At 58.8% G+C, this 17,264-nt stretch carries 18 protein-coding genes; 10 read left to right on the top strand and 8 right to left on the bottom strand.

What is annotated here, in order from left to right; translation table 11 throughout:
- The first annotated feature begins 166 nt into the window (after positions 1–166).
- The gene (gene htpX, locus J4E42_RS17430) at positions 167–1,054 is read left to right on the top strand and encodes a protease HtpX (protein ID WP_008044359.1); all 888 of its coding nucleotides are present in this window, start codon (positions 167–169) and stop codon (positions 1,052–1,054) included.
- Between the two features lie 172 nt (positions 1,055–1,226).
- Here the strand turns inward: htpX and J4E42_RS17425 are convergent, their stop codons facing one another.
- Positions 1,227–1,883: a thiopurine S-methyltransferase gene (locus J4E42_RS17425; protein WP_207285751.1), complete on the bottom strand. Its 657-nt coding sequence runs from the start codon at positions 1,881–1,883 to the stop codon at positions 1,227–1,229.
- A gap of 102 nt (positions 1,884–1,985) precedes the next feature.
- On the opposite strand from J4E42_RS17425, the gene J4E42_RS17420 reads away from it, so the two are divergent.
- Positions 1,986–2,753 carry a class III extradiol ring-cleavage dioxygenase gene (locus J4E42_RS17420; protein WP_192419337.1) on the top strand — a complete coding sequence of 256 codons (768 nt, stop codon included), beginning with the start codon at positions 1,986–1,988 and terminating at the stop codon, positions 2,751–2,753.
- Positions 2,754–2,782: 29 nt separating this feature from the next.
- Here the strand turns inward: J4E42_RS17420 and J4E42_RS17415 are convergent, their stop codons facing one another.
- Positions 2,783–3,496 (bottom strand): UTRA domain-containing protein, encoded by a 714-nt coding sequence (locus J4E42_RS17415; RefSeq protein ID WP_008030372.1) that lies wholly within the window; start codon positions 3,494–3,496, stop codon positions 2,783–2,785.
- A gap of 349 nt (positions 3,497–3,845) precedes the next feature.
- Between J4E42_RS17415 and J4E42_RS17410 the strand changes: the two genes are divergently transcribed.
- The 6 genes from J4E42_RS17410 to J4E42_RS17385 all read left to right on the top strand — a co-directional run bounded on the left by J4E42_RS17410 (position 3,846) and on the right by J4E42_RS17385 (position 9,161).
- Complete coding sequence (locus tag J4E42_RS17410) at positions 3,846–4,910, top strand: ABC transporter substrate-binding protein (protein ID WP_207285750.1); 1,065 nt, start codon at positions 3,846–3,848, stop codon at positions 4,908–4,910.
- A 141-nt stretch (positions 4,911–5,051) separates the two neighbouring features.
- Positions 5,052–5,858 (top strand): alkaline phosphatase family protein, encoded by an 807-nt coding sequence (locus tag J4E42_RS17405; protein WP_207285749.1) that lies wholly within the window; start codon positions 5,052–5,054, stop codon positions 5,856–5,858.
- Positions 5,859–5,863: 5 nt separating this feature from the next.
- Entirely contained in the window at positions 5,864–6,700 is an 837-nt protein-coding gene (locus J4E42_RS17400; RefSeq protein WP_162130714.1) for an ABC transporter permease subunit, read from the top strand.
- A complete protein-coding gene (locus J4E42_RS17395) occupies positions 6,687–7,487 on the top strand; it encodes an ABC transporter permease (protein WP_008030379.1) in 801 nt (266 codons plus the stop codon). Before J4E42_RS17400 ends, J4E42_RS17395 begins: the two co-directional genes overlap by 14 nt.
- The gene (locus J4E42_RS17390) at positions 7,484–8,473 is read left to right on the top strand and encodes an ABC transporter ATP-binding protein (protein WP_008030381.1); all 990 of its coding nucleotides are present in this window, start codon (positions 7,484–7,486) and stop codon (positions 8,471–8,473) included. Before J4E42_RS17395 ends, J4E42_RS17390 begins: the two co-directional genes overlap by 4 nt.
- A 34-nt stretch (positions 8,474–8,507) precedes the next feature.
- Entirely contained in the window at positions 8,508–9,161 is a 654-nt protein-coding gene (locus J4E42_RS17385) for an HAD family phosphatase (RefSeq protein ID WP_008040903.1), read from the top strand.
- Positions 9,162–9,290: 129 nt separating this feature from the next.
- Here J4E42_RS17385 and J4E42_RS17380 read toward each other — a convergent pair whose 3' ends face one another.
- Complete coding sequence (locus tag J4E42_RS17380) at positions 9,291–10,253, bottom strand: zinc-binding dehydrogenase (protein ID WP_207285748.1); 963 nt, start codon at positions 10,251–10,253, stop codon at positions 9,291–9,293.
- 138 nt (positions 10,254–10,391) lie between these two features.
- On the opposite strand from J4E42_RS17380, the gene J4E42_RS17375 reads away from it, so the two are divergent.
- Together J4E42_RS17375 and J4E42_RS17370 are read left to right on the top strand one after the other, a co-directional pair.
- Positions 10,392–12,473: a carboxy terminal-processing peptidase gene (locus J4E42_RS17375; RefSeq protein ID WP_008040905.1), complete on the top strand. Its 2,082-nt coding sequence runs from the start codon at positions 10,392–10,394 to the stop codon at positions 12,471–12,473.
- 132 nt (positions 12,474–12,605) lie between these two features.
- The gene (locus J4E42_RS17370; RefSeq protein ID WP_008040906.1) at positions 12,606–14,396 is read left to right on the top strand and encodes a bifunctional diguanylate cyclase/phosphodiesterase; all 1,791 of its coding nucleotides are present in this window, start codon (positions 12,606–12,608) and stop codon (positions 14,394–14,396) included.
- Positions 14,397–14,505: 109 nt separating this feature from the next.
- Here the strand turns inward: J4E42_RS17370 and J4E42_RS17365 are convergent, their stop codons facing one another.
- From J4E42_RS17365 to J4E42_RS17345, 5 genes are all read right to left on the bottom strand, one after another.
- Positions 14,506–14,916, bottom strand: a complete 411-nt coding sequence (locus tag J4E42_RS17365) for a sel1 repeat family protein (protein WP_008040907.1) — start codon at positions 14,914–14,916, stop codon at positions 14,506–14,508.
- On the bottom strand, positions 14,917–15,288 hold the full coding sequence (locus J4E42_RS17360; RefSeq protein WP_003223109.1) for a hypothetical protein: 372 nt from the start codon (positions 15,286–15,288) through the stop codon (positions 14,917–14,919).
- Positions 15,285–15,626 carry a helix-turn-helix domain-containing protein gene (locus tag J4E42_RS17355; protein ID WP_207285747.1) on the bottom strand — a complete coding sequence of 114 codons (342 nt, stop codon included), beginning with the start codon at positions 15,624–15,626 and terminating at the stop codon, positions 15,285–15,287. The genes J4E42_RS17360 and J4E42_RS17355 overlap by 4 nt, the downstream gene beginning before the upstream one ends.
- Positions 15,627–15,739: 113 nt before the next feature.
- Positions 15,740–16,195: a YkvA family protein gene (locus J4E42_RS17350; protein ID WP_192227878.1), complete on the bottom strand. Its 456-nt coding sequence runs from the start codon at positions 16,193–16,195 to the stop codon at positions 15,740–15,742.
- Between the two features lie 293 nt (positions 16,196–16,488).
- The gene (locus J4E42_RS17345; protein WP_008040911.1) at positions 16,489–17,205 is read right to left on the bottom strand and encodes an FKBP-type peptidyl-prolyl cis-trans isomerase; all 717 of its coding nucleotides are present in this window, start codon (positions 17,203–17,205) and stop codon (positions 16,489–16,491) included.
- Positions 17,206–17,264: the final 59 nt, after the last annotated feature.

Genomic DNA, 17,264 nt, shown 5'->3' with positions numbered 1-17,264 from the left:
TCGGCTGACAAACACTTCCCCTGCCCACGTCGGAAATGCCCTGCAAGCGACTAGACTGTTGCTGTAGGACACAGTTTGAAATAGTCACCCGGTTGAATAGCCCGTTGCAGCACCTTATATACCCCGCAGTACGCTACATCTTTAGCAAAAGGAGATTTCTACAACCATGATGCGCATCCTGCTGTTTTTGGCCACTAACCTGGCGGTCGTGCTGATTGCCAGCATCACCCTGAGCCTTTTCGGCTTCAACGGGTTCATGGCGGCCAATGGGGTTGATCTCAACCTCAATCAGCTGCTGATTTTCTGTGCGGTCTTTGGTTTTGCCGGCTCCCTGTTCTCGCTGTTCATCTCCAAGTGGATGGCGAAGATGAGCACCAGCACCCAAATCATCACCCAGCCGCGCACACGTCACGAGCAATGGCTGCTGCAAACGGTCGAGCAACTGTCTCGCGAAGCCGGGATCAAGATGCCGGAAGTCGGGATTTTCCCGGCCTACGAGGCGAACGCGTTCGCCACTGGCTGGAACAAGAACGATGCACTGGTCGCGGTCAGCCAGGGCTTGCTCGAGCGATTCTCGCCGGATGAAGTGAAAGCCGTTCTGGCCCACGAAATCGGTCACGTGGCCAATGGCGACATGGTCACCCTGGCGCTGATCCAGGGCGTGGTGAACACCTTCGTCATGTTCTTCGCGCGGATCATCGGCAACTTTGTCGACAAGGTGATCTTCAAGAACGAAGAAGGCCAGGGCATCGCCTACTACATCGCGACCATCGTCGCCGAACTGGTGCTGGGCATTCTGGCCAGCTCCATCGTCATGTGGTTCTCGCGCAAACGCGAGTTCCGTGCCGACGAAGCCGGTGCACGCCTGGCGGGCACCAACGCGATGATTGGCGCACTGCAACGCCTGCGTGCGGAACAAGGGCTGCCGGTGCACATGCCTGACACCCTGAACGCTTTCGGCATCAACGGTGGCATCAAACAGGGGTTCGCCCGCATGTTCATGAGCCACCCGCCGCTGGAAGAGCGTATCGACGCATTGCGTCGTCGGGGCTGACAGGCTCGGCACTAAAAGAAAAGGCCCGCAGTGATGCGGGCCTTTTTTTGTCTGCTTGATTAATGCGGTGTTCATCAGGAACTCTTCGCGGGCAAGCCTCGCTCCTACAGGAGATTGCGGTCAACTGTGGGAGCGAGCCTGCTCGCGATGGGGCCAGTGCAAGCAGCATCAATTACCTGGCAGAAACCCGATAAACCCGCTCCTCAAGCCGCGTCACGCCGCTTTCGACGAATTTCCAGCTCTCACCCAGAACGTCCTGATCCTCCAGAATCTTCAACGACCACACAGCCCCGAACAACCGCTGCACTTCATCATCAAGCACGGCAAACGGCGGTCCGTCCTTTTGCGTCTGGTCGTAATCCAGCGTGATCAAAAGCCCCAACGCATCCTTTGGCAGAATCCGGTTCAAATGAGCCGCGTATTGCTCGCGCATGGCCGGCGGCAGAGCGATCAGTGCCGCCCGGTCGTACAGGCCGGCGCAATCGGCAACATCGCCGGCCGTCAACTCGAAGAAATCACCACACCACAACTCGATCGAGCCTGCGCGATAGACCTTGAAGGGCCCCTGCTCAGTGACGTTCGGGTCAAAGTGATGTTCGCTGAAGAAATCTTCGATAGCCTTTTCCGACAGCTCAATTCCCAGGACTTCATGCCCTTGGTGCGCCAGCCACAACAAATCCAGACTTTTCCCACACAACGGCACCAGTACGCGCGCCCCCTCCTCCAGCCCCAATTGCGGCCAGAAACGTTGCAGATAAGGGTTCACCTGCGGCAGATGGAAGCCGATCTGATTCGACTGCCATCGCTTGTGCCAAAACTCCGGCTGCATAAATATCTCCGAAAATTCGATCAAAACACCCTAAAACTTATATTAGATTTAGATCAATGATCTGACTGAAGATGGGCCCATCTTACTCTCAGGAGCTCCTTCATGTTCCCCAGCCTTTACATCTCTCATGGCTCACCCATGCTGGCACTGGAACCCGGTGCCAGCGGGCCGGCCCTCGCGCGCCTGGCTGCCGAATTGCCGAAACCCCGGGCCATCGTGATTGTTTCCGCGCATTGGGAAAGCAATGAATTGCTGGTCAGCGGCAATCCGCAGCCTGAAACCTGGCATGACTTCGGCGGCTTTCCCAAGGCGTTGTTCGAGGTGCAATACCCGGCACCCGGCGATCCACAACTGGCCGCAGAAGTTGTCGAGTTGTTGAAGCGCAGTGACCTGCCCGCCCGCATCGACAGCAAACGGCCCTTCGACCATGGCGTCTGGGTGCCGTTGTCGTTGATGTATCCGCAGGCGGATATCCCGGTGGTGCAAGTCTCGCTGCCCACACGCGGCGGTCCTGCGCTGCAAACCCGCGTTGGCCATGCCCTGAGCAGCCTGCGCGAACACGGCGTGCTGTTGATCGGTTCGGGCAGCATCACCCACAACCTGCGCGAACTGGACTGGCACGCCGGACCGGAAAGCGTAGAACCGTGGGCGAAGGTGTTTCGCGACTGGATGATCGAGAAACTTGAGGCCAACGACGAAGCCGCGTTACACGACTATCGCCAGCAAGCACCGAACGCCGTGCGCAACCACCCGAGCGATGAACATTTGTTGCCGTTGTACTTTGCCCGCAGTGCCGGCGGAGCATTCAGCGTCAGCCACCAGGGTTTCACCATGGGCGCGCTGGGCATGGACATTTACCGCTTCGGGTAATGAAAAACCAAGACCTGCGGCGGCCAGGCTCAGACCACATCAACACCGACATGGATCGCATCGTGCCGCCAGAACTCCAGGTCACAATCGATCAACCGTTCGTGTTGGTCGTAATTGACCCGGGCGATGCGCAATCCTGGGCTGCCGACCGACACCCGTAACGCCGCCGCCGCATCCACCGACAACGCCGTCGGCACGATCTCGAAGCGCACCCGCCCGTAATGCAAATCGTAATGCCGCGCGTACAGCTCGGTAATCGACTGATTCAGATCAAACTCCAGAATCCCCGGGAAATACTGCGGATTGAGGTAGTGCTCCACATACAACACCAGCCGCTCATCAATTCGCCGTGCGCGGCAAATCTGAATCACGCTCGACAACGCCGGCAACTGCAACCAGGCACAGACCGCCGCCGACGCAGGCTGCAAGCGTGCCGAAATCACCTCGGTAGACGGCACCCGCCCTTGAGCGCTGACCATCGCGTGAAAGTGGCTGCGCTGCATCAGGTTGTAAGCCAGGCGCGGTGGCGACACGAACCAGCCCCGGCGTTCTTCGCGATAAATCTGCCCTTGGGCCTCCAGCTGCAACAACGCTTCGCGCACGGTAATGCGTGTCGTGCCGAACAACTCACTGAGCTTGCGCTCTGCCGGTAACTTGCTGCCAGGCGCCAACAGGCCGTGGTCGAGCTGTTCCTGAAGAACCTGCCCGATGGCTGTCACCGCTTTGGTTGTCTCGATGCGCATCAACGTTACCTATCTGGACTAGACCAGCACTGTTTCGGAGCAGAACCGTCATTTGAAACGACTCCGTCAACTTTCAGCAAGCCTAGGCACTGCACATGACTGACAGATGACAAAGGCGCTGAACGGTGCAGTCAAACGTGTGCAATTTAACGGCCAAGTCCTTTCATATCAGTTCTTTAGCCATGGTCTACGCTTACTCGCAAGCCTGAGCGTTGATCTGAAGAAAATGCAGACGGACCGCTGGTCGACATCAAAATGTCATCAGGGGCGCCTAGATTGGCTCAGGTATTGCTGACCTAGACCAACACAACCGCAATCGCAGCGTTGAAAACGCCCAAAGGAGCTTCGGATGAAAAAGCTTTTCCTGGCATCACTGTTAGGTTCGACCATTGCCATGTGCACCGCCGCCATGGCGGCTGATGATTTGAAAACCCTCGAAGCCGCTGCGAAAGCGGAAGGTGCGGTCAACAGCGTCGGCATGCCCGATGACTGGGCCAACTGGAAAGGCACCTGGGAAGACCTGGCCAAGATCTACGGCCTGAAACACATCGACACCGACATGAGCTCGGCGCAGGAAATCGCCAAGTTCGCCGCTGAAAAAGACAACGCCACGGCCGACATCGGCGACGTCGGTGCAGCGTTCGGCCCTATCGCGGTCAAGCAAGGCGTGGTCCAGCCGTACAAGCCAAGCACCTGGGATCAGGTGCCTGCCTGGGCGAAGGATAAGGACGGCAACTGGGCACTGGCCTACACCGGCACCATCGCGTTCATCGTCAACAAAAAGCTGCTGCACGGTTCGGAAGCACCGACCAAATGGGCTGACCTTAAAACCGGTAAATACAAAGTATCCATCGGTGACGTGAGCACCGCTGCTCAGGCCGCCAACGGCGTTCTGGCGGCTGCACTTGCCAACGGCGGCGACGAGAAAAACCTTCAGCCTGCCCTGTCGCTGTTTGCTGACATTGCGAAACAAGGCCGCCTGTCCATGGCCAACCCGACGATTGCCACCATGGAAAAGGGTGAAATCGAGGTCGGCGTGGTCTGGGACTTCAACGGTCTGAGCTACAAGGCCAAGATGGCCAATCCGGATGACTACGTGGTGTTGATCCCCTCCGATGGTTCGGTGATTTCCGGTTACACCACCATCATCAACAAATACGCCAAGAACCCGAACGCCGCCAAACTGGCTCGTGAATACATCTTCAGCGATGCCGGCCAGATCAACCTGGCCAAGGGTAACGCCCGTCCGATCCGTGCCGAGCACCTGACCCTGCCAGCTGAAGTCCAGGCCAAGTTGCTGCCGAACGAGCAGTACAAAAAGGTCACGCCGATCAAAGACGCGGATGCGTGGGAAAAAACTTCCAAGGCTCTGCCGCAGAAGTGGAACGAAGAAGTCATCGTCGAGATGAAGTAATGCTTCATTTGTAGGAGCGAGGCTTGCCCGCGAAGAGGGACTTTAATTCAACAGTTATGTTGACTGAAAGTACGCTTTCGCGAGCAAGCTTCGCTCCTACAGGTTTCTACGATATTTCCAGTCTCCCGGAGTCCCGCCCCTATGAAGCACAACGTCATCCTTGTCGTGCTCGACGGCCTCAATTACGAGGTTGCGCGCCACGCCATGGGGCACCTGCAGGCTTACGTCGGCGCAGGACGCGCGGCACTCTACAAACTGGAGTGCGAACTGCCGGCCCTGTCCCGTCCGCTGTATGAATGCATCCTGACCGGCGTCACGCCGATCGATAGCGGCATCGTTCACAACAACGTTTCGCGCCTGTCCAACCAACGCAGCATTTATCACTACGCCAGCGAAGCGGGCCTGAAAACCGCTGCCGCGGCTTATCACTGGGTCAGTGAGTTGTACAACCACTCGCCGTTCGTGGCCGCCCGGGACCGTCACACCGACGCCCCCGAATTGCCGATCCAGCACGGTCATTTCTACTGGAACGATCACTACCCGGACTCGCACCTGTTCGCCGACGCAGAACACTTGCGCCTGCGCCACGCACCGAATTTTCTCCTGGTGCACCCCATGAACATCGACGACGCCGGGCACAAGCACGGCCTCGACACCGCGCAATACCGCAACAGCGCCCGCTCGGCGGACATTATCCTCGCCGACTACCTGCAAGGCTGGCTCGACGCCGGTTACCAGGTGCTGGTGACCGCCGACCACGGCATGAACAACGACCGCTCCCACAACGGCCTGCTGCCGGAGGAACGCGAAGTGCCACTGTTCGTGCTCGGTGACGCCTTCAGCTTCAACGCCGGTGCCGAACCGAAACAGACAGACATCTGCGGCACCGTCTGCGAACTGCTGGGCGTGGCCCACGACAAACCAGTGTGCCGGGAGCTGCTCAAGTGAATGCCATGACTCGCGGCAAATGGCTGGCGGCCTTGTGCCTCGTGCCCTTCGCACTGTTCTTTATCGTGTTCGAGATCGCCCCGCTCATCTGGGTGATGATCAACAGCCTGCAATCGGAAGAGTTCGGCTGGGGCCTGGCCAACTTCACCAAGATCTTCAATTCGAAGTTCTATTTGCAGGCGATCCAGTACAGCCTCGAGATCAGTTTCTGGTCCAGCGTGTTCGGGATCATCATCGCGGTGCTCGGCGCTTATTCCCTGCGTCGTGTCGACTCGAAGCTGCGTAACTTCGTCAACGCCTTCGCCAACATGACCAGCAACTTTGCCGGCGTGCCTTTGGCCTTCGCGTTCATCATCCTGCTGGGTTTCAACGGCAGCATCACCATCATGCTCAAGCAGGCCGGGATCATTCAGGATTTCAACCTGTACTCGAAAACCGGGCTGATCATTCTCTACACGTATTTCCAGATCCCCCTCGGTGTGCTGCTGCTCTACCCGGCCTTCGACGCCCTGCGCGAAGACTGGCGTGAATCTGCCGCGCTGCTGGGCGCCAACGGCTGGCAGTTCTGGCGACACATCGGTTTGCCGGTGCTGACGCCGGCACTGCTCGGCACCTTCGTGATCCTGCTGGCAAACGCCCTCGGCGCCTACGCCACGGTTTACGCACTGACCACCGGCAACTTCAACGTGCTGCCGATCCGTATTGCGGCGATGGTCTCCGGTGACATTTCCCTGGACCCGAACCTCGCCAGTGCGCTGGCCGTTGTGCTGGTGGCGTTGATGACCCTGGTCACCATCGTGCATCAGCTGCTGTTGAAGAGGAGCTACCATGTCTCGCGCTGAATTGGGCCCCGTCGGTATCTATCACCGCGTCGTGGTTTACCTGCTGTTTGCCATTCTGTTGCTGCCACTGGTTGGCACGCTGATCTACTCGATTGCCAGCAGTTGGTCGGCGACCATTCTGCCCAGCGGCTTCACCGTCAAATGGTATGTGCAGCTGTGGAGCGATCCGCGATTCCTGAGTGCTTTTGGCCAATCGCTGCTGGTCTGCATCGGTGCGCTGATTCTGTCGGTGGTGCTGATTCTGCCCCTGCTGTTTGTGGTGCATTACCACTTCCCGAAACTCGATGCGCTGATGAACATCCTGATCCTGCTGCCCTTCGCGGTGCCGCCGGTGGTGTCGTCGGTGGGGCTGTTGCAGCTTTACGGTTCGGGGCCGTTCGCGATGGTCGGCACGCCATGGATTCTGATCGGCTGCTACTTCACCGTGGCGCTGCCGTTCATGTACCGCGCGATCACCAACAACCTGCAAGCGATCAACCTGCGCGACCTGATGGACGCCGCCCAACTGCTCGGAGCCAGCACTTTTCAGGCGGCATTCCTGGTGGTGCTGCCGAACCTGCGCAAAGGTCTGATGGTTGCGTTGCTGCTGTCGTTCTCGTTCCTGTTCGGTGAGTTCGTGTTCGCCAACATCCTCGTCGGCACCCGCTACGAAACCCTGCAGGTCTACCTCAACAACATGCGTAACAGCAGCGGCCACTTCACCAGTGCGCTGGTGATTTCCTACTTTTTCTTCGTACTGGTTCTGACCTGGGCGGCCAATATCTTGAACAAGGACAAAAGCGAATGAGCTATGTCAGCGTCCAACATCTGCAGAAAAACTATGCAGGCACCACCGTATTCAGCGACATCAACTGCGAAATCCAGAAGGGCGAATTCGTCACCCTGCTCGGCCCGTCCGGTTGCGGCAAATCCACGCTGCTACGCTGCATCGCCGGGCTGACCTCGGTAGATGGCGGCAAGATCTTGCTGGATGGTGTGGACATCGTGCCTCTGAGCCCGCAGAAACGCGGGATCGGCATGGTGTTCCAGAGCTACGCCCTGTTCCCCAACATGACCGTGGAGCAAAACGTCGCTTTCGGTTTGCGCATGCAGAAGGTCAACAGCGACGACAGCCAAAAGCGCGTTGCCGAAGTGCTGAAACTGGTGGAGCTCAACGATTTCGCCGCCCGTTATCCGCACCAACTGTCCGGCGGTCAATGCCAGCGCGTCGCCCTCGCCCGCTCATTGGTGACCCGTCCACGCCTGTTGCTGCTGGACGAACCGCTGTCGGCCCTTGATGCGCGGATTCGCAAGCATTTGCGCGAACAGATCCGTCAGATCCAGCGCGAGCTCGGCCTGACCACGATCTTCGTCACACACGATCAGGAAGAAGCGCTGACCATGTCTGACCGGATTTTCCTGATGAATCAGGGAAAGATCGTACAGAGCGGCGACGCCGAAACCCTGTACACCGCGCCGGTGGATGTGTTCGCTGCCGGCTTTATCGGCAACTACAACCTGCTCGACGCCGACAACGCCTCGAAATTGCTGCAACGACCGATTACGCATCGCATCGCGATTCGCCCGGAAGCCATCGAACTGAGCCTGAACGGCGAACTTGACGCACAAGTGCGCAGCCACAGCCTGCTGGGCAACGTGATTCGCTACCGGATCGAGGCCCGGGGCGTGGAATTGGTGGTGGATGTGCTCAACCGCTCGGCGGCCGATCTGCACCCCGATGGTCAGCGTCTGGCGCTTTCCATCGATCCGACGGCCCTGTGTGAGGTAGCCTGATGACTTTGCTGATGTTGAAGAGAGAACTGCACTGATGGCCCTGGCAATTTTTGATCTGGACGAAACCCTGATCCACGGCGACTGCGCCACCCTCTGGAGCGAACAGATGGGCCGGCTGGGCTGGGTCGATCCCGAGTCGTTCATGCGTCAGAACAACGAACTGATGGACGCTTACAGCCACGGCAAGTTGCGCATGGAGGAATACATGGCCTTCAGCCTCGAACCGATGATCGGGCGCACACCCGAAGAGGTCGACCACTTGGTCGGGCCGTGGGTGGAAGACTTCATCGAACCGATCATCTTCAGCGACGCAACCAAAGCCATCGCCGCCCATCGCAAGGCCGGTGACCGGATACTGGTGATTTCGGCGTCGGGTACACACCTGGTCAGGCCGATTGCCGACCGCTTGGGCATCGACGAGATTCTGGGCATCGAGTTGGAAGTGTTGCATGGGGTCTATAGCGGCAACACCGTCGGTACGCTGACCTACCGCGAAGGCAAGATCACCCGATTGCTGGAATGGCTGGATGCGGAAGAGGAAAACCTGGAGGGCGCGAGTTTCTATTCCGACTCACGTAATGATTTGCCGCTGTTGCTGAAGGTAGATTTCCCACACGTGGTGAACCCTGACCCGGTATTGCTCGAGCACGCCGAAAAAGCCGGCTGGCCGATCCACCTCTGGAAATAACGCAAAACCCTGTAGGAGCGAGGCTTGCCCGCGAAGGCGTAATTACATTCAACACCTATGTTGACTGATACACCGCTTTCGCGGGCAAGTCGGATCGCCGCACCGCTCGCTCCTACGGGCTCGGTGTTGTCAGACGAGGCTTTCGTCGATCACCAACACCAACTTCCCCGCCACCTTGTTCGTCGCCAACTCGGCAAATGCCGCTTCGGCATCCTTGATCGGGAAGGTCTTCGCCAACTGCGGGCTCAATCGCCCTTCGGCAAACAACGGCCAGACATGCTGGCGTAAATCACTGAACAAATCCGCCTTAAACTGATCGTCACGGCTGCGCAAGGTCGAACCCAGCAACTGCACGCGTTTGGCCAGCACCTGCGCCAGATCCAGTTTTGCCTCACGGCCGCCCATCAGGCCAATCAGCACCCAACGGCCATCAAGAGCCATCAGCTTGAGGTTCAGCGCGGCGTAGTTGCCGCCGACCGGGTCGAGAATCACATCGAACGGCCCCAGGTCGCTCAAGCTGTCCAGATCGTCGGTGCGCACCACGCCACCCTGTGCACCCAGCGCTTCGCAATAGGCCAGACGCTCGGCAGAACCGACGCTGACCCAGCACGGGTTGCCAAACGCCTTGCACAGCTGAATGGCAGCTGAACCGATTCCACTTGCTCCGGCGTGAAGAAGAACTTTCTCACCCGGTTTGAGCGCAGCCAATTGAAACAAATTCAGCCAGACGGTTGCATAGACTTCGGGTAGCGCTGCCGCCTCGGCCAGCGACAATCCTTCGGGCACCGGCAGCACATGCCGTCCGTCGACAACCACCTCTTCGGCCATCCCGCCCCCGGCCAGCAAGGCGCAGACCCGATCACCGACCTGCCAGGACGAGCCCGGGCCGACCTCACTGATCACCCCGGAACACTCAAGACCCAGTACCTGACTGGCCCCCGGCGGTGGCGGATAAAGGCCCGCCTTCTGTAACAAATCGGCGCGATTGAGGCCCGCTGCCGCCACGCGAATGCGAACTTGCCCTACATCGCATGTAGGACCGGGCTCTTCAACCCACTCCACTTGACCGTCAACGCCTTGCAATGCTTTCACAGTGCCTCCATAGTGAGTCTGGACTGAGCCCGAAGCTGTAGCGCCGGGCTTTTTGCATTATGCGACCGGCCCTTGTGGTACCGGCGACTTCAAAGACGGCCTAATATGCGTTATCAATTGTCCCCGCGTCGAATCAGCATGAAGCATCTGTTCCCCAGCACCGCCCTCGCCCTATTTATTGGTATCGGCCTGATGCCGATGTCGAGCAATACGTTCGCAGCCAATAGCTGGGACAAGCTTCAGCCAGATCGTGACGAAGTGATCGCCAGTCTGAATGTCGTCGAGTTGCTCAAGCGTCACCACTACAGCAAGCCGCCGCTCGATGACGCGCGCTCCGTGATCATCTACGACAGCTACCTCAAGCTGCTGGATCCGTCGCGCAGCTACTTCATGGCCAGCGACATTGCCGAATTCGACAAGTGGAAAACCCAGTTCGACGACTTCCTCAAGAGCGGCGACCTCAACGCCGGGTTCACCATCTACAAGCGCTACCTGGACCGCGTAAAAGCGCGTCTGGACTTTGCCCTTGCGGAGCTGAACAAGGGCGTCGACAAGATCGACTTCACCGCCAAGGAAACCTTGCTGATCGATCGCAAGGACGCGCCTTGGCTCAAGTCCACCGCAGAGCTCGACGACCTGTGGCGCAAACGCGTCAAGGACGAAGTGCTGCGGATGAAGATTGCTGGCAAAGAGCCCAAGCAGATTCAGGAAACGCTGACCAAGCGTTACAAGAATCAGCTCTCGCGCCTGGACCAGACCCGTCCGGAAGACATCTTCCAGGCGTACATCAACACCTTCGCCATGTCCTACGACCCGCACACCAACTATCTGTCGCCGGATAACGCGGAAAACTTCGACATCAACATGAGCCTGTCCCTCGAAGGCATCGGCGCTGTGCTGCAGAGCGACAACGATCAGGTGAAAGTCGTGCGTCTGGTGCCGGCTGGCCCTGCCGACAAGACCAAGCAGGTCGCACCGGCCGACAAGATCATCGGCGTTGCCCAGGGCAACAAAGAGATGGTCGACGTGGTCGGCTGGCGCCTGGACGAAGTGGTCAAGCTGATCCGTGGTCCGAAAGGTACCGTGGTGCGCCTGGAAGTGATTCCGGCCAGCAATGCGCCGAACGACCAGACCTCCAAGATCGTGCCGATCACCCGCGAAGCGGTGAAGCTTGAAGACCAGGCCGTGAAGAAGTCAGTCCTCAACCTGAAACAGGATGGCAAGGACTACAAGCTCGGCGTCATCGAGATTCCGGCCTTCTACCTCGACTTCAAGGCTTTCCGTGCCGGCGATCCGGACTACAAGAGCACCACTCGCGACGTCAAGAAACTGCTGACCGAGTTGCAGAAAGAGAAAGTCGACGGCGTGGTCATCGACCTGCGCAACAACGGCGGCGGCTCCTTGCAGGAAGCCACCGAGCTGACCAGCCTGTTCATCGACAAAGGCCCGACCGTGCTCGTGCGTAACGCCGATGGCCGGGTCGATGTACTCGAAGATGAAAACCCGGGCGCCTTCTACAAAGGCCCGATGGCGTTGCTGGTCAACCGCCTGTCCGCCTCGGCTTCGGAGATTTTCGCCGGCGCGATGCAGGACTACCACCGCGCACTGATCATTGGCGGCCAGACCTTCGGCAAAGGCACCGTGCAGACCATTCAGCCGCTGAACCATGGCGAACTGAAACTGACCCTGGCCAAGTTCTACCGGGTTTCCGGCCAGAGCACCCAGCATCAGGGCGTACTGCCGGACATCGATTACCCGTCGATCATCGACACCAAGGAAATCGGCGAGAGCGCCCTGCCGGAAGCCATGCCGTGGGACACCATCCGCGCGGCCATCAAGCCTGCGGTCGACCCGTTCAAGCCATACATTTCGCAGCTCAAGTCCGAGCATGACGTACGTTCGGCCAAAGACGCGGAGTTCGTGTTCATCCGCGACAAACTGGCCCTGGCGCAGAAACTGATGTCGGAAAAAACCGTCAGCCTCAATGAAGCCGAGCGTCGTGCCCAACACGCGGATATCGAAGCCAAGCAGCTTGCGATGGAAAACATCCGTCGCAAGGCCAAGGGCGAAGAGCCGCTCAAAGAGCTGAAGAAAGAAGACGAAGATGTCGCTGCGGCCGAGCCGGACAAGGTCAAACCAGAAGACGATGCCTACCTGAGCGAAACCGGTCGGATTCTGTTGGACTACCTGAAACTCAACACCGCGGTTGCCAAACACTAAGTTGTTACAAGCACGATGATGGCAATTTAATGCTGACGCCCCCTTAGCGTCATCAAACAGTCATCATTCTGTCGTGAAATACGGGACTGAGAGCTTTGGCTCTCAGTCCTTTTTTTTTCGCCAGAGACCGCCATGACCACTACCGAACAGCTGAGTGCGTTGAGTTCAATATTGACTCAAAGCGGTTTGCACAGCCTGTTCCAGCCAATCATTTCGCTCTCTGAACGACAGATCATCGGTTACGAAGCCCTCAGCCGTGGCCCATCCAACAGCCCGCTGCACTCGCCCATCGCCTTGTTTGCCGTCGCCCGCCAGGCCGGTCGTTTGAACGAGCTGGAAATTGCCTGCCGCGAGAGCGCTTGCCGGCGCTTTAATGAGCAGCAACTGCCGGGCAAACTCTTTCTCAACGTGTCGCCGGAATCGCTGCTCGAAGCGGCTCACCAACCGGGTCGGACCCTGCAACTGCTGCAGGATTTCGGCATACCGCCCAGCCAGGTGGTCATCGAACTGACGGAACAGACGCCGACCGACGATTTCCAGCTGCTGCAAAACGCGCTGCATCACTATCGGGCGATGGGCTTTTCCATTGCGCTGGATGATTTGGGTGCCGGTTATTCGAGCCTGCGCCTGTGGTCCGAGCTGCGGCCGGACTATGTGAAGATCGATCGGCACTTCATCGACGGCATCCATCAGGATGCGCTCAAGCGTGAATTTGTCGGTTCCATCATGCAAATCGCCAAAGCCTCTCGGGCACAAGTGATTGCTGAAGGGATCGAGCTGCCGGAGGAGCTCGCGGTGTTGACCGATATGGGCGTCGATCTGGTCCAGGGTTATTTGCTCTGCCGCCCTCAAGAACACCCGCCAAGGGAAGCGCGAAACCTGATGCCCAAACAGGACAGCTCTGCGGTGGCGCTGAACGACGAAGGCAGTGACCTCAGTGCTCTTTTGATCGATCAACCAGCGGTCGCGCGGGGTACGCCGACTGCCACGGTGCTGGAAGCCTTCCGCCGCCAGGCCAACCTGAACTCACTGGCGGTGCTCGATGAGCAAGGCCACCCCTGCGGCATCGTCCATCGGCATTCGCTGTCGGACGCCCTGCTCAAACCGTTTGCCACCGACCTCTTTGCCCGCAAGCCCATCAGCCGGTTGATGAACGACGACTTTCTCGCCGTCGAGATGAGCCAGTCGCTGCAACAAGTCAGTCGCCTGATCACCAGCCGCGCCCGGCAGCGCATCGAGGAAGACTTCATCATCACCCTCAACGGCGGCTATCTGGGACTGGGTCGGGTCATCGACGTACTGAAGCTGATTACTGAACTGAAGATCCAGCAAGCCCGTTACGCCAACCCACTGACCCTGCTGCCGGGTAACGTGCCGATCCAGCAATGCCTGACGCGCCTGCTGCAACAACAAAGGGAATCAGTGATCTGCTACGTGGACATCGACAGTTTCAAACCCTTCAACGACATCTACGGCTACGGACGCGGGGACGAAGTCCTGCTGTGCCTGGCGCAATGTCTGAATGATCGCGTCGACCCGTCCCGCGACTTTGTCGGCCATATCGGCGGTGATGATTTCCTGCTGGTGCTCGGGCCGGAAGACTGGCGCAAACGTTTGAACCAGCTGCTCGATGATTTCCAGAGCCAATGCCGGCGCTTCTACCGCAGCGAACACCTGGAAGCCGGCTGCTTCATCGCCCCGAATCGCCAGGGCGTGCGCCAGGAATTTCCGTTGTTATCGCTGTCGATCGGCGTGGTGCATTTGCATCCACAGGCCTGTGGACAACTCGATGCGAGCCAGTTGGCGGAGATGGCGTCGCAGGCTAAACACCACGCGAAGAATGTGCCGGGGTATAGCGTGCATGTGATTGATAGTCTGACGGCGCCCAAGCGAGAGGATGAATTGCTGGTTGGGCAGCGGTGATGGGGCTGACGCCTTCGCGGGCAAGCCTCGCTCCTACGGGATGGGTGTCGTTATTAACGTTCACATCCCGTAGGAGCGAGGCTTGCCCGCGAAGGCGTCGGATCAGCCACTAATTATCCAAAGGACCGCGAGCAGCCAACTCTTTCAATTTGATCTCAGCCAACGGATGTCCGGCCTTGGCAGCCATCGCCCAAAACCGGGCGGCCTCATCCGGATCCGGTGCCTTGCTCGCCGTCCCGGCCAGACTGATCACCCCCACCTGATACGCCGCCTTGCCATCCCCCGCCAACGCCGCCAGGCGCAGCAAGCGGACACCTTCCTCACGAGCCCCAAGGCCCACGCCGCGAAAGGCCAGAATGTGGCCATAGAAGCTTTGAGCGTCGACATCGCCCAGGTTCGCCATGCGTGCAAGCTGGCCTTCAAGCCAACTCCAGCCGCGTGGCTGACGCACAAACCACGACCAGTGAAACAACCGGCGAGCCAGCCAGTAACCGGCCCGCGCCTTGAGCTTGAAAAACACTCAGGCTTCCGCCGATTCGGGGTACTCGTATTCGAACACTCGCACCACTTCCGAGGCATGCCACGAGGCGGCGGCGACACCATCGGACGGCCCGGAGAAACGCCCCAGGCGCTCGACGCATTCGAAGAAACCGGTGCGCGGCAGGCGACTGGCGCCCTGGCTGATTACCAACGAGCTGCGCAGCGGCTGCTCGGCCTTGGCGTCCAGTGCGGCCAGGTGCTCAAGGGCCGCGGTCAAGGTTTGCATGGCCGGCGTCGGCAATTGCAGGCGCTCAAGCAACGCGCGGTAGGTCAGCAAATGACGCTGGCGGCGCGCCTGATCCAGCTCGCCCAGCAATCCGTCCCAATGTTGACGACTGATGCGTACGCTCACGATTCTTCCCTCCACCCTGGCACCGTCAATTCCCAGGCCAGGCTGCGGCGAATTGCAGCGTCGGGTTGACGCTCGCCACTTTCGATCAAGGCCAGATAGGACGGGCTGATGCCTACCGTGCGGGCCAGCGCCTCAATGGCGATGCCCTTCCCTTCGCGCAAACTGCGTAGTTGATCCAGACCCGGAAGAATCTGGTCTGGCGTGGCCGCGCGATGCACAGGGGCCTCGCGCGGCGGTTGTTGATCGATGCCTGCTGCTTTGAGTAGAGCCTGATACTGAGCCCACGGAACAACCGCATACTCGGGCTCGCCTTCGCGTGTGATTATCTGAATATCCATGACTTCCCCGTAGGACAACGACACTTAGCGAGTCGGCGCTTTTCCTTAGAAGTGTAATCCTAACAGCGGCCAAGGTCGCGGGGGTATGAATATAGGGATGATCCTGAATCGACTCAGGTTTTTTTCGGGCCCTGCAGTTGAAGTTGTTCCAGGGTATCGGGCAAGCGCTCGACCACCGCGAGCTTCTCTGGCACCTGGCGATTGCGCCAGGCGCGGAAGGCGTTGAGCTCGTCGTCGAGAACCTTCATCAGCCAGGCGAGCACGGCGATGTCATCGAACATGCCGAACACCGGAATGAAATCCGGAATCGCATCCACCGGGCTCAGGAAATACATCAAGCCTGCCACCACCGAGATCAGCGCTTTAGGGCTGATGGCCCGGTATTCACCGCGCCAGTAAGCCAGGCACAACGCCTGCAACAAGCGCAGGTCGTCTTTGAGCTTGCCCAAACGGTTGCCCTGGCTGGCACCTTTGCTGGCTACCGCGAACAATAACGTCGGCAAACGCCCACGAGCGAGCAGACGTCCGGCCAGTGGCAGGAAACGAGCGAAATTCCAGGGTGCTTTCATCATTCCTCCCGCTGAAATGTTATCCACACAAATTGTGGATAACCTTGTGAACAGAGCTGCATTTCACGGCTGAAAGCCCCGTTTCATAAGGGCTCAACTCAGATCGGGCGTTTTTTACTCACATAAAAAAACCCAAGATTTCATTGACTTGGCGCTCCGCCGCGGCTAGCGCAGGCGCTCTCAATGGCTATGACTCCAGCCTGAAACATCCGTTCGCTTTGTTTACCCTTGCCGGACGCCAGATGCAACAACGCCCCGCATAAGCGAGGCGTTGTTGTCAGGACAAACGCTAATTACTTGGCAGCGTCGTCTTGTTTTGCCGGATCCTTGATCGCCAGCAGTTCCAGGTCGAATACCAGCACCGAGTTGGCTGGAATCGCCGGGCTTGGGCTTTGGGCACCGTAAGCCAGCTCGCTAGGGATGAACAGTTTGTACTTCTCGCCAACGTGCATCAGTTGCAGGCCTTCGACCCAACCCGGAATCACGCCGCTGACCGGCAGATCGATCGGGCTGCCACGCTCCACGGAGCTGTCGAACACGGTGCCGTTGGTCAGGGTGCCGGTGTAGTGAACAGTCACCACGTCGGTCGGCTTAGGCTGTGCGCCATCAGCTTTCTTGACCACTTCGTACTGCAGGCCCGAAGCCGTGGTGGTGACACCGGCTTTCTTGGCGTTGTCTTCGAGGAATTTCTTGCCGGCGGCTGCCGACTCTTCACTCATTTTGGCCATACGTTCTTCAGCACGCTTCTGCAGTGCTGCGAAGGCTTCGACCAACTCGTCATCCTTCAGTTTCTGTTCTTTCTTGCCGATGGCATCTTCAATGCCCTGGGCAACGGCTTTGGAGTCCAGATCATCCATGCCTTCCTGAGCCAGGCTCTTGCCCATGTTCAGGCCAATCCCGTAGGAAGCTTTTTGCGCCGGGGTTTTCAGCTCTACGCTGGTCTGCGAGTCGCAACCCGCAAGTACCAGGCTAACCAGGGCCACCGCCGCCGCCAACCGATGCTGTTTCATGCTATTTCCTTGTTCATGCGCCTAAAGGGCAATCGAGTAAAGCCGCGAGCTTATCAGGC

The sequence above is a fragment of the Pseudomonas sp. FW300-N2A2 genome (genome assembly GCF_017351735.1).
GTDB lineage: Bacteria > Pseudomonadota > Gammaproteobacteria > Pseudomonadales > Pseudomonadaceae > Aquipseudomonas > Aquipseudomonas migulae.
The sequence above is the reverse complement of the archived record's forward strand: the minus strand, read 5'-3'. Positions and strand labels throughout refer to the sequence as shown.

Coding starts and splice junctions, on each gene's coding strand:
- J4E42_RS17400 (WP_162130714.1), top strand. CDS start 5,864: ATGACTCGCGGCAAATGGCTGGCGGCCTTGTGCCTCGTGCCCTTCGCA.
- J4E42_RS17425 (WP_207285751.1), bottom strand. CDS start 1,883: ATGCAGCCGGAGTTTTGGCACAAGCGATGGCAGTCGAATCAGATCGGC.
- J4E42_RS17410 (WP_207285750.1), top strand. CDS start 3,846: ATGAAAAAGCTTTTCCTGGCATCACTGTTAGGTTCGACCATTGCCATG.
- J4E42_RS17395 (WP_008030379.1), top strand. CDS start 6,687: ATGTCTCGCGCTGAATTGGGCCCCGTCGGTATCTATCACCGCGTCGTG.
- htpX (WP_008044359.1), top strand. CDS start 167: ATGATGCGCATCCTGCTGTTTTTGGCCACTAACCTGGCGGTCGTGCTG.
- J4E42_RS17350 (WP_192227878.1), bottom strand. CDS start 16,195: ATGAAAGCACCCTGGAATTTCGCTCGTTTCCTGCCACTGGCCGGACGT.
- J4E42_RS17390 (WP_008030381.1), top strand. CDS start 7,484: ATGAGCTATGTCAGCGTCCAACATCTGCAGAAAAACTATGCAGGCACC.
- J4E42_RS17345 (WP_008040911.1), bottom strand. CDS start 17,205: ATGAAACAGCATCGGTTGGCGGCGGCGGTGGCCCTGGTTAGCCTGGTA.
- J4E42_RS17370 (WP_008040906.1), top strand. CDS start 12,606: ATGACCACTACCGAACAGCTGAGTGCGTTGAGTTCAATATTGACTCAA.
- J4E42_RS17405 (WP_207285749.1), top strand. CDS start 5,052: ATGAAGCACAACGTCATCCTTGTCGTGCTCGACGGCCTCAATTACGAG.
- J4E42_RS17375 (WP_008040905.1), top strand. CDS start 10,392: ATGAAGCATCTGTTCCCCAGCACCGCCCTCGCCCTATTTATTGGTATC.
- J4E42_RS17420 (WP_192419337.1), top strand. CDS start 1,986: ATGTTCCCCAGCCTTTACATCTCTCATGGCTCACCCATGCTGGCACTG.
- J4E42_RS17415 (WP_008030372.1), bottom strand. CDS start 3,496: ATGCGCATCGAGACAACCAAAGCGGTGACAGCCATCGGGCAGGTTCTT.
- J4E42_RS17385 (WP_008040903.1), top strand. CDS start 8,508: ATGGCCCTGGCAATTTTTGATCTGGACGAAACCCTGATCCACGGCGAC.
- J4E42_RS17355 (WP_207285747.1), bottom strand. CDS start 15,626: ATGGATATTCAGATAATCACACGCGAAGGCGAGCCCGAGTATGCGGTT.